Source organism: Bernardetia sp. MNP-M8 (assembly GCF_037126285.1).
Taxonomy (GTDB): Bacteria; Bacteroidota; Bacteroidia; order Cytophagales; family Bernardetiaceae; genus Bernardetia.
On record NZ_CP147012.1, the window covers coordinates 2,785,676 to 2,797,445 of the forward strand.

At 31.4% G+C, this 11,770-nt stretch carries 9 protein-coding genes; 4 read left to right on the plus strand and 5 right to left on the minus strand.

Features of this window, described 5'->3' with window-relative positions; genetic code table 11:
• Positions 1-2,703, minus strand: a complete 2,703-nt coding sequence (locus V9L04_RS11450; RefSeq protein WP_338789939.1) for a M1 family metallopeptidase — start codon at positions 2,701-2,703, stop codon at positions 1-3.
• A 500-nt stretch (positions 2,704-3,203) separates the two neighbouring features.
• Here V9L04_RS11450 and V9L04_RS11455 point away from each other — a divergent pair, with 500 nt between their 5' ends.
• A complete protein-coding gene (locus tag V9L04_RS11455) occupies positions 3,204-3,524 on the plus strand; it encodes a hypothetical protein (protein WP_338789940.1) in 321 nt (106 codons plus the stop codon).
• Between the two features lie 57 nt (positions 3,525-3,581).
• Here the strand turns inward: V9L04_RS11455 and V9L04_RS11460 are convergent, their stop codons facing one another.
• A complete protein-coding gene (locus V9L04_RS11460; RefSeq protein ID WP_338789941.1) occupies positions 3,582-4,265 on the minus strand; it encodes a DNA alkylation repair protein in 684 nt (227 codons plus the stop codon).
• 297 nt (positions 4,266-4,562) lie between these two features.
• Here V9L04_RS11460 and V9L04_RS11465 point away from each other — a divergent pair, with 297 nt between their 5' ends.
• Entirely contained in the window at positions 4,563-4,862 is a 300-nt protein-coding gene (locus tag V9L04_RS11465) for a hypothetical protein (protein WP_338789942.1), read from the plus strand.
• Positions 4,863-4,918: 56 nt separating this feature from the next.
• On the opposite strand, the gene nspC is transcribed toward V9L04_RS11465, so the two are convergent.
• The 3 genes from nspC to recN all read right to left on the minus strand — a co-directional run bounded on the left by nspC (position 4,919) and on the right by recN (position 8,399).
• Positions 4,919-6,088, minus strand: a complete 1,170-nt coding sequence (gene nspC / locus V9L04_RS11470; protein ID WP_338789943.1) for a carboxynorspermidine decarboxylase — start codon at positions 6,086-6,088, stop codon at positions 4,919-4,921.
• 96 nt (positions 6,089-6,184) lie between these two features.
• Positions 6,185-6,700, minus strand: a complete 516-nt coding sequence (locus tag V9L04_RS11475; protein WP_338789944.1) for a hypothetical protein — start codon at positions 6,698-6,700, stop codon at positions 6,185-6,187.
• A gap of 43 nt (positions 6,701-6,743) precedes the next feature.
• Positions 6,744-8,399, minus strand: coding sequence for a DNA repair protein RecN (gene recN / locus V9L04_RS11480; protein ID WP_338789946.1), 1,656 nt, complete (start codon positions 8,397-8,399; stop codon positions 6,744-6,746).
• Between the two features lie 220 nt (positions 8,400-8,619).
• Between recN and V9L04_RS11485 the strand changes: the two genes are divergently transcribed.
• Both V9L04_RS11485 and V9L04_RS11490 read left to right on the plus strand, forming a co-directional pair.
• Positions 8,620-10,332: an iron ABC transporter permease gene (locus V9L04_RS11485; RefSeq protein ID WP_338789948.1), complete on the plus strand. Its 1,713-nt coding sequence runs from the start codon at positions 8,620-8,622 to the stop codon at positions 10,330-10,332.
• A 329-nt stretch (positions 10,333-10,661) separates the two neighbouring features.
• Positions 10,662-11,672 (plus strand): IS110 family transposase, encoded by a 1,011-nt coding sequence (locus V9L04_RS11490; protein ID WP_338789949.1) that lies wholly within the window; start codon positions 10,662-10,664, stop codon positions 11,670-11,672.
• The last annotated feature ends 98 nt before the right edge of the window (positions 11,673-11,770 follow it).

Consider the following 11,770-nt stretch of genomic DNA (forward strand, 5'->3'; position numbering starts at 1 on the left):
TTAAAAACCAAGAGCTTGTTGGAATTCGGTTACTCTACGGTCTTTTTCTTGATTTCTGATGTCATCCATTTTTTGTTCGATTTCTAATTCTAATTTTAGCTCTTCTTCAAACGCATTTTTCAGAACAGTAAGCGATTGATACGCATCCTTACGAGTCTGAACATTGGAGTTTGTTTTGGCTTGATAGACCAAATACTCAATACCTTTTTTCTGAATATCTTTAGGCTGATTGATAAGATATTGGGTAAAATGATTTAAAAAATAACTCATTTCTGTTCCCGAAATTCTATCTGCATTTTTTACAAACCAATCATATTTTCCTTTAATTCCATACACAGAATAATATTCAGCAATCGCATAAACAATATGACGCTCTTCGATATTTTCGAATGGTTCGATTTTGTCTAAAGCCTCTACATTATAAACATTTATTAAAGAATAAATCGTATTACTAATTACAAAATAAGAAGAATCTTTTAGAGTTTGTTCCCAAAGTTTTGGAAAAGCTCCATATTGTGAAACAATATCAATAGCAGATGCACGAGTTAGGTTGTCTTTATCACTAAGAGCCATTTCTTTGAGTAAAGTTACGATTTCTGTAATCTTTTTCTCAACATCTTGAGCTTCTGGGTTTTCCAAGTTTTCAAGATTGTATTCTCCTAGTGAACGAATAGCTTGTGTTCTGTATGGTGCAAAATCGTTATTTTTAGCTACTTCCATTAATAAATTGAAAGTTGTATCATTTTCTACTGAACCAGCCAAATTATACAAAGCAGATATTTTTGGAATATAATTTTCATAATTTTTTGCTATCAAACGCCATTCTTGCGCTGTTCTTTCCTCTTGATTTTTTTGAGCTAAAAGATAACCAGAAGGGTCAAAGACAACTAACTCAGGTTTTATAGTTTTACTTTCTGTCTTGAATTCAAAAATCTGCTCTGCTTTATCTAGCGTAAATTTATGTCTTGTAGATTTTCCATTTTCCCAAATATCAATTTCTAAAGGCAGACGATAAATAGGAGAATAACGCAAATCTTGTGTTTGAGTAATAGTCATTTTGAGGGTTCCATCCTGATAGTTTTGGTCAATATTTAGTTCTGGATGACCAGCTTCCATAAGCCATTGATTAAAAAACCAAGTCAAATCTTGTCCTGTAACTTCTTCTACAATTAATCTCAAATTATCCAATTCAACAGCTTTAAAAGCATTTGCTTTTACATACTTTTGAAGTGAAATTTTGAAAGCTTCCTCTCCAATATGATAACGTAACATATTCAAAACTACTGCCCCTTTTGCATAGGAATGAGAGTCAAACATATCATTTTCACTCGTATAGAAATAACGAATAATGGGTTCTCTTTTGGCTTGTGCTTCTCTAAGGTAACTTGATTTTTCATTGGCAATATTTTGGTCAGCTTCTTTTTTTCCTTTGCTGTGTTCTAACCAAAGATATTCACCATAGTCTGCAAAAGATTCATTCATCGCTAAGTTTGCCCAAGATTCGGCAGTCATCAAATCTCCAAACCACTGATGAAAAAGTTCGTGAGAAATAATTCCTTCCCAGTCGTGGTCTTGAACCGAACGTTTATCTACCATAAGTCCTTCCATAAAAACGGAAGCACTTGTGTTTTCCATTGCTCCAGAAGTGTAATCCCGAACAATAATTTGAGCGTATTTTTCCCAAGGATAAGGATAGTCTAAGTAATTAGAATAAAATTCTATCATTTCAGGCGTTTTACCAAAAACATCTTTTGCATACGGTGCGTGCCATTTTTCGGTATAATAATACAGAGGCACATCTTTCCATTTGTCTTCAATAATGGCAAATTCTCCTACTGCAACCATTGTTAAATAAGGCGCATGTGATTTTTCCATTTTCCAATAATCTGTACGTGTTCCATCTTCATTTTTTTGAGAAGAAACCAATCTTCCATTTGAAAGTGTTTGTAAAGAATCGGCTACTGTAATGAAAACTTCTTGTGTTCCTCTAAAATTTGGTGCTTCAAAAGTAGGAAACCACATGGAGTTATTTGAAGTTTCACCTTGTGTCCAAATTTGTCTTGGTTTTCCTTTTGTTTTGCCTTCTGGATTAATAAAGAAAAAACCTTCTTCTTCAATATTTGAAAGCACACTATTTGTCCAAATCGCTTCATTTGGTTTGGCGATATAATTTATTTCTACTGTTATTTTTTCTTCTTTTGTATATTCTCTATCCAAACGAACAGTCAGCCATTTTCCATCATAATCCCAACGTAAAGGCTTTGTAGTTTCGTTTTTTGAGCTTCCAGCCAGTAGTTTTATAGATTCGATGGCTAATCCTTTTGCATCTAAATCAATTTTGTTTTGGTCATAAAAATGAGGCTGAACTGTCAGAGTAGCTGTTGAGTAAACCCATTGTCTTTCCCAATCTGGAGTGATGTTAAGTTTTGTATGAATTAAATCAAATTCTTTTGTTTTGGTAGCGTGATAACTTCCCTTTTTAGGCTTCCAAATTGGTTCTGGAATATCTTTTTTAAATTGATTTTCAGATTCTTCTATAGGAACAAGAAAATCATTTGCTGTATTTGTGGAGTCTTTTTTAGTAGAAGTATCTGTGGTAGATTGTGTAGGCTTACACGAAGACACAAAAAACGAAGTAGAAACGAAAAAAAGAGCTGCGAAAAGTGTAGGCAGAATGGAAGAGAAACGTAGCGATTTATTCATACTGAAAAAAGATTTTTGTAAAATTTTATACAACTTACAAAAAAACTCAATTTTAATGAATAAAAAAAGGAAAAAGTTTTGTTTTTACTTATTACGAACTATTAATAATGAAAGCATGATGCTGTGTTTTTTCTTGTTGTTCAATGATTTTTTAGTTCTTGAAAATCAACATTGGATATTCATTTTCAGAAAATAGTAAAGATGAATTAAATATTTCACTTGGATAATAAAATTGCATTTTAAGAGTATTGAATTATAAATAAACACTATTATATTTGCAGTAAAATTCATTTCTATTTTACTTTTTATAACCTAAATCATTTATGTCATATCTTAAAGAATATAGCTCAATTAACAAAAAATATTTAATTGTATGTGTTTTAATCATTTTAAGCAGCTTACAAAGTTGTAAATCTGATGACGAAATTTGCACGAAAGATATTACAGATTCAACAAAAACTATTGAGGAGTTATATAACTGTAATACTACTTTTGAAACTTTGTCTCTAATTTCTAAAGAAGAGTCTTATACTATTATTACTACTAAAAGTGAGTATGATTCTAAAGTAGAAGGAGATTGTCATCCAGAAATAGATTTTACTACCTATAATTTATTAATAGGTTATTTAGGAAATGCTAAGAAAGTATCTTCTCTAAAAAACACTCTATACAGAGCTTGTGAGCCTAATACATATACTTTAGAAGTAGATATAGAATCTAAAGATGAGGAAACTGAAAATCCTCTTTTTACGTATCATTTGTTAGTTCCTAAGAATGAGCAAATCGATGATCTATCAGTAGTTTTGTTGAATAATAAATAAAAAGGAACAATTTATATAGATAAGAAAAATGATTGCTTGATGAAACTCTGAAGGCAATCATTTTTTTATTAATCGCAAAGCCTCTCTTCTACTCAAATTCCTCAAGTCATTTGTTTGGACAAAATTAACTACCCAATCAGGATTTGTTTTGCTGTATTCTCTCAAAATCCAACCAATGGCTTTATTGATAAAAAACTCCTTTGAACCTATCTTTGAATTTATTAAAGAATGAATAACGAAAGTAAGTAAATTGGTATCTATTTTTTCTTTGTCTTTGAGTTGAAATAATAACGCAGAACGTTGTAACCAAATATTTTCAGAAGCAATCCATTTTTTTATATAGGCATCTCTTTCTTTTGGATATGTTTTGAAATAGGCACTGATGAGTTTTGGTGCAATAAAATCTACTGTATCCCACCATGAATTATGTGTAACCATAAACTCAAAAAGCTCTATATCTTTTTTATCAAGTTCTTTTGTGTATTTGAAGGCTAGTTCTTGTGCAAAATAATGATAATCTCGTTGTGGTTTTTGCCATAAAATTTTTACATAACTTTCTAAATCACTTTTTTTAGGTAAGAATTTTTTATTTAGAAAAGGCTTTGTGATTTCTCTTCTTTTGGGAGTTTTGATACCATAATACTCAAACTGATTTCGCATGTATGCTTTTTGCTCTAAGGCAATTTTAGAATTTGCATTTTCTTCAAATTCAGTTTGTAAGGTTTGTATAAATATATTCATGTTGAAAAACACTTTAAATGCTTGATTATTAGTTAGTTTTTGCTTAATTGTGATTATTGCTATTCGTAAGAGTATTCAATTTTTATGAGTCTACTACAAAAAAATAAAAAGTATTTGTAAGAAAATTTGAAAATAAAGTTTAAATAATCAAAAAATAATAGTACTTTTGTGAACTCAAAGAGAAAAATATTTTCTCTACTGTATAAAAACTCATATATTTATTGAGTTTTTATACACAAAAACTTTTAGAGCTATTATCAGATAATAGCATATTTATTTACTTCTTATATAAAAACGATGAAATTAATTAAAGATTTTTCTAGAATTGCTTTAGTAGCTGCATTAGCTTGTTCATTTGCTCTTACTTCTTGTAAAAAAGATGATGAAGATGAAAAGCCTAGTTGTGAGGAAATAAAAGCACAACTAACAAGTGCAGAAACTGCTTATGATAATGATACTTCAGACTCTAAGGAGATATGTAATACTTACTTAACAGCTTTGAAAGCAAGTGCTAATTCTGATTGTTACACAGCTGAAGAAAAACAACTACTTCAACTTGAAATAGCCCTTTTTGATGGATTTGGTGGGTGTCAATAATCACTTTAATACAAAAAAGATACTCTAAATTTGGAGTATCTTTTTTGTTTAATATATTAAGACAACTTATTCTTAAACATTTCATAACCAATTTCTCTGACTAACTGAAATTGATTGCTTTCCTTCCAAATTCCAATACTCGGATGTGGAACGCCATTAAAAGTAGAAGTTTTGACCATTGTGTAATGAATCATATCATCAAACACAATTTTATCATTGATTTTCAATTCATTTTCAAAAGCATAGTCTCCCATTCCGATAAAATCTCCAGCTAAACAAGTAGAGCCTCCAAAACGATAAACGTGTTTTCCTTCACTCTTCGAACTTGTCGTAGCATCTTCCGAATCCCAAATTTTAGGTTTGTAAGGCATTTCCAAACAGTCAGGCATGTGAGCTGTAAAAGAAACATCTAAAATTGCTACATTAATTCCTCTGCTATCAATAATATCTTGAACAGAAGCTACCAAATAACCTGTTTGCCAGCCGACAGCTTCTCCTGGTTCTAGGATAACTTGAACATTATATTTTTCTTTTATTCTATTCAAAAGTTTTACTAAAAGCTCTACATCATAATCTTTTCTTGTGATATGATGTCCACCTCCCATATTTAGCCATTTTGCTTGGTGCAAAAGATGCCCAAATTTTTCTTCTACATGGATAAGTGTGCGTTCAAGTGTGTCAGAACCTTGCTCACAAAGTGTATGAAAGTGCAGTCCTTCAATTCCTTCTGGAAGACTTTCTCCTATTTTATCAAAGGTAAGTCCGAAGCGAGACCCTGGCACACAAGGGTTATACAAATCGGTTTCTACTTCGGAGTATTCTGGATTGATGCGCAAACCTGCTGATATTTTTTTACCTGTTTTAGCTTCATTTTGATTTAATTTACCCTTAAAACGTTCATACTGCGAAAGTGAATTGAAACTAATATGATTTACATACGTCATAATTTCATCAAATTCTTTTTCTGTATAAGCAGGTGCGTAGGCGTGAACTTCTTGTCCAAATTCTTCAAAAGCCAAACGAGCCTCATAAAGCGAACTAGACGTACAACCATGCAAATATTGGCGCACCAAAGGAAAAGTACTAAACATCGAAAAGCCTTTCAAAGCACAAATAATATGCGCTCCTGTGCGTTTTTGGACACTATCCAAAATTTCTAAATTTCTGCGAAGAAGACGTTCTTCCAAAACAAAACAAGGCGAAGGAATTTGAGAAATATCTATCATTATAGTTATACATTTTAAAATTGTCTGACACTTATGAAAGCGTCTGACAATGCTAGATTTTATTTTTTCTGTAAAGTTAGTTTTATTTGAAATAGTTTAAAAAGAAATCCCTATTTCTTTCAATTCAACTTTTAAATTCTCATAATAAAGTGGTTTTTCATTTAGACCATAAAAGATATTATCAGATTCTATTATCCATATGTGCAAATAATGTCCATTTTTAAACTCTAACTTACAACCACTTTGAATTAATCCATTGTCATATTCTGTTGAAAGTAATTCAATAAAACATTTTCTAATCTCTCCTAATTCTAACAATTTTTTACTACTCAGATATTCTTTTATCTTCCACCTATATCTGTTGTCTTCAAAATCAGTTTCAAAATTACTTTTGTTTATAAATCCACCTAATTGAATATGTAAAGATTTTGCATCTTGGTTACAGTCAAAAGTTAATTCTTTTCCATTACTAAACTCAAGTTTTAATGTACCTAATGACTCTTTATCTAATTTACCTTCAGAAAAATATTGTTCTTGAAAAGCAGATTCAATTTTTAAACCAATTAAGGATTGTAAATAACTTAAGTTTCTTGTATATATTTCTTGGTTCATTTGAGGTTATGTTTTAAAACAGACTAGGAAGTCTGTTATACAGTTACTTCACCTGCAAAAGCTCCTTTGCACTATTATATGTACTCGTACTTGGCGTAGAACCTCCAATCATTTGAGCAATTTCTTTCACTCGCTCATCGTTTGATAGTTTTTTGATTCTTGAAACAGTACGGTCTGCCGAGTTATCTTTATAAATAAAGTAATGTGTACTTCCTTGAGAAGCAACTTGTGGCAAATGACTAATAATTAAAACTTGGTGTATTTTGGACATCTCTTGAATGATTTTACCCATTTTAAGGGCAATTTCGCCAGAAATACCTGTATCAATTTCATCAAAAACGAGTGTAGGAAGTGAAATGTGTTTTGCCAAACGATACTTTATACACAACATCAAACGAGAAAATTCTCCACCAGAAGCTACATCTTTCAAGGGTTGTGGTGAAATTCCCTTATTTGCAGAAAACCAAAATTCTACCAAATCAGCACCTGAAGGACTAAGAGCAATCGGTGTAATTTCGATTTGAAAACGAGCATTTGGCATTCCTAATTCACCCAAAAGATAATTTATTTGGTTTTGTGTATCTTCTACCACAGATTTTCTTTGTTCTGTAAGTTGGTTTGCTAAGTCTGTCAAGTAGGATTTACTTCTTAAAATATCCTCTTTTAAGTCTTTCAAGTCATCATCAAAATTCTCTACTTTTCTTACTTTATCAGCAATTTCATCACGAATAATTATCAATTCTTCACTACTCTGAACATTGTGCTTGTTTTCCAAATGATACAATGCACTCAAAATCTGTTTCACAATTCCTGCCGTTTCTTCATCCGTTACTAACTCTCCAGATTCGCTTTCAATCTCTTTCGAAATATCTTGAATTTCTATCATTGCACTATTCAAACGTTCGTACAGTGCATTGAAAGAAGACGAAAATGAACTTGTTTTTGAAAGCGCATGAACAGCTTCTCTCAAAATATTTTCAGCCGAATATTCTTCATCAGACAGAGAATTGAAGGCAATAGACATTTGAGTTCTGATAAAATCTACATTTTCAAGACGTTCTAATTCTTGCTCTAGTTCTTCTTTATCGATTTTCTCTAAATCTGCTTTTTCTAATTCTTCCAAAAGGTGCATATTATAATCGTACTCTTTTCGAAGACGAATTTCTTCATTTTTTAGCTCTTCATATTTCTTTATAATTTTTCTATACTGTTTAAACTCTTGTCCATACATCTCTAAAAGAGTTTTTGTATTGGCATATAAATCCAAAACATCTCTTTGATAATCATTCGAAAAAAGCTGCATGGTATCGTGCTGGGCGTGAATGTCCATCAAACGAACAGCAATTCTTTTGAGAGAATCCAAGGGAACAGGCATATCATTAATAAAAGCTCTTGAACGACCGTTTGGTGCAATTTGCCTACGGATAATACACGTAGTATCATATTCAATATCTTCTTTCTCAAAAACTTTTTTAAGATTATAGTTTGCAATATCAAAAGTTCCCTCAATGACACATTTGCCATCAGGATTGAGAAGAACTTTTGTATCAGCTCGGTTTCCTGCCAAAAGCCCTAATGCACCACGCAAAATAGACTTTCCTGCACCTGTCTCGCCCGTAATGACGTTGAGGTGAGAATCTGGCTGGATTTCTAAATGCTCTATGAGCGCATAATTATCGATAAGCAAATGTTTAAGCATACTATTTTTTATCGTTTATGAGAACGGTTTTGGAAAGTTTCTTTATTGATTTATTCAAGCATTTTGCTTGAAGTCTATTTTCTATGACGAAAATACAAAATTTTGAATTCAATTTATTAAAGAAAGTAAAGAAGTTTAGAATGCTTCATAATAGTTCTTTATCTTTGCAAGATAAATTATTCTGCTCACAAAATTAGCAAAAAGTATTGAATTTTATCGAATGCAAAAAATAAAATCGATTTTTTCCTCTTCTTTGTCTTATTTTTTAGTAATTGCTCTACTTTTAGTGTGGAGTATGCCAATTTTATATCTTTTTACGGCATTTGATGGAGAAAGTAGTACAGCGTGGAAACATATTTCTGAAAATCTTTTATTGGATTATACATTAGGCTCTTTCAAAATGCTTTTTGGTGTGAGTTTGGGAGTGCTTTTTTTCGGTGTTCCTACAGCTTGGCTTGTTTCTACAACTCATTTTTTTGGACGTAAATTTTTTGAATGGGCATTAGTTTTGCCACTTGCTATTCCTGCTTACATTTTAGCTTATACGTATGCTGCAACACTTTCTTATACAGGTGGAGTTGGTATTTTTCTGAGAGAAATGGGTTTGCCTTCTGTTTCGATTATGTCTGATTTTGGGGGGATTTTTATTTTAGCTTTGGCTTTATACCCTTATGTTTATGCAGTAACCAAAACAGCTTTTTCAAATCAATTAGGTAGTGTTTGGGAGGCTTCAAAAATGCTTGGCAAATCTTCTTTCTATACTTTTTTTAAAATTGTTTTGCCACTTGCTCGTCCGTTTATTTTTGGAGGACTTTTTCTTGTTACGATGGAGGTTTTGAATGAATACGGAACATTTAAATATTACGGAATTCAGACTTTTACAACAGGGATTTTTAGTGCTTGGGCAAAATTTGGAGATGTAAAAGCTGCTCTGCGATTAGCTTTGTGTCTTTTGGGTGTTATTGTCTTTTTAGTGATTTTAGAGAAAAATCAGCGTGGCAGAATGGCTTTTTCAGATGATAAAAATACAGCACAAATGCCACGAAAAAAATTGAATCTGTATCAACAAATTTTAGCATTTAGTTTTTGTAGTCTTATTTTTTGTTTTGCCTTTGGATTTCCTGTTGTACAACTTCTTTTCTGGACAGTCAAAGAATTTCAAGCCAAAGGAATCAGTGAAGTTTTGAATCAAGAAATTTATGACCTTGCTTCTCATACAGTGACTTTAGCTTTTTTGAGTGCATTTGTTGTAGTTGTTGTGGCTATTTTATTAGGTCTTTTTCAAAAACGAATTAGTAGTTTGAGTGTCGTTGGTGGGGACACCGACAACGGCAAAAAGAAAATAAATTTAGCCTTCATAAAAAACTATCCATTTTCATTACTCTTTCAAAAATCTATCAGTCGGATTGCTACAATGGGTTATGCTGTTCCAGGGGCTGTGATTGCTGTGGGTGTGTTGGGTGTTTTCCTTTGGATTGATAAAAAACTGTATTCGTTTGTACTTTCAACTTTTGATATAAAAATTGGTTTATTTATTTCTGGAACTGTAGTTTCTTTGATTTATGCGTATTCTGTGCGTTTTTTGTCAGTGGGTTTTCAGCCTATTGAAAGCCAGCTTTTAAAAATTGGAAATTCATTAGAATCAGCATCAAGAATGTTAGGCAAAAATTCTACACAAACATTTTTTAAGATAACTTTACCACTTCTTCGCCCTGCCATGCTAACAGCTTTACTCTTGGTTTTTGTTGATGTGAGTAAAGAATTACCTTTAACACTTATTTTACGACCTTTCAATTATGATACCTTAGCCACAAAAGCATACGAACTTGCAGACCAAGAATTTGTAGCTCAATCGGCTTTACCTGCCTTGTTGATTATCTTGATAAGTCTTTTACCTGCTATTTTGCTTTCTCAAATAAGTAAAAAGAAATAGTTGATTTATTGTTATTGTCGCTACACTAAAACACCAACCTTTAGGTTTGCACTAGATAAATAGAATGAAATACTTATCTTGTATTTAAGTATTCATCAAGTAGGTAGAGAACCTGTAACACCAACAGAGAACCTGTAACACCAACAAGAACATAGATTCTATCCGTTGAATTAGCCTCTACCTACATTTATTCAATCGCATACTTATATAGAATTCGGAGAACTTTTATTACTCTAAATAATAAAAATTACCTCATTAGATAAGGTTTTAAGTTTGATTGACTAATTGATGAACTACTCTATTAAATAATCACTTAAAATTAACTTTTTATGCAAACTTATCAAACTTTTTTAGGAATCGATGTAAGTCGCAATCATTTAGATTGTACTTTATTGAAAGATGGTGTTATAGTAAGCCAAAAGCAAATTAAAAATAACTTAGCTTCAATAGAGAGTTACTTAGCAAAATTAGAAACTCAAATAGATATTTCTTTTTTATTAGTTTGTTTAGAGCCTACAGGCGTATATATAAATTTTTTATTGACTGCACTACTAGACAAAAAAATGAATGTTTGGGTAGAGAATGCCCTTCAAATAAAACAATCTATGGGCTTTACTAGAGAAAAAAATGACAAAGAAGATGCCTATAGAATAGCTTTGTATGCTTTTCGTTTTCAAGACCGTTGCAAACTGTATACCCCTGTAAGTCAGTCTATTAAAACCTTAAAAACATTGCAATTAGTTCGTAAAAATTTAATCAAATGCAAAAAACAACTGGAAACATTTTGGAAAGAATCTCAAAAATTTGAAACAGAACAACAAAATGAATACTTAACAGAACATCTACAAAAGCCAGTAGAGCAGATAAAAGAACAAATTATAGCAGTAGAAAAAAGCATGAAAAATGTAATTAGAAATGATGAGAAATTAAAAGAACTCTATCGACTCACTACTTCTGTTGTTGGAGTAGGAGATGTAACAGCTATAAAATTACTTGTTGTTACACAAGGTTTTACAAAGTTTAAATCTGCTAAACAACTAGCTTGTTATGCTGGTGTTGTTCCCTTTGAAAAATCATCAGGTAACCACAAAGGAAAGCCAAGGGTATCAAAAATAGCTGATAAATCACTTAAAACATTGTTACATATGTGTGCTTTAGCTGCTATAAAAGTAAAAGGGGGAGAATTAAGTGAATTTTATGAACGTAAAATAAAAGAAGGCAAAAATAAAATGAGTGTTTTGAATGCTTTACGAAATAAAATACTTCAACGTGTAGTAGCTTGTGTACAAAATAACAAAATCTATGAAAGACAAGGAGTAGGATTTCAAAATGCAGCATAAATTTATCCTAAATTTCTAAAGATTAGGCTTGACTTTGTCATAGAATTCAACGGCAAGAGAAAAAAATAACTGGTTCAAGCAAAGATGCTTAAACCAGT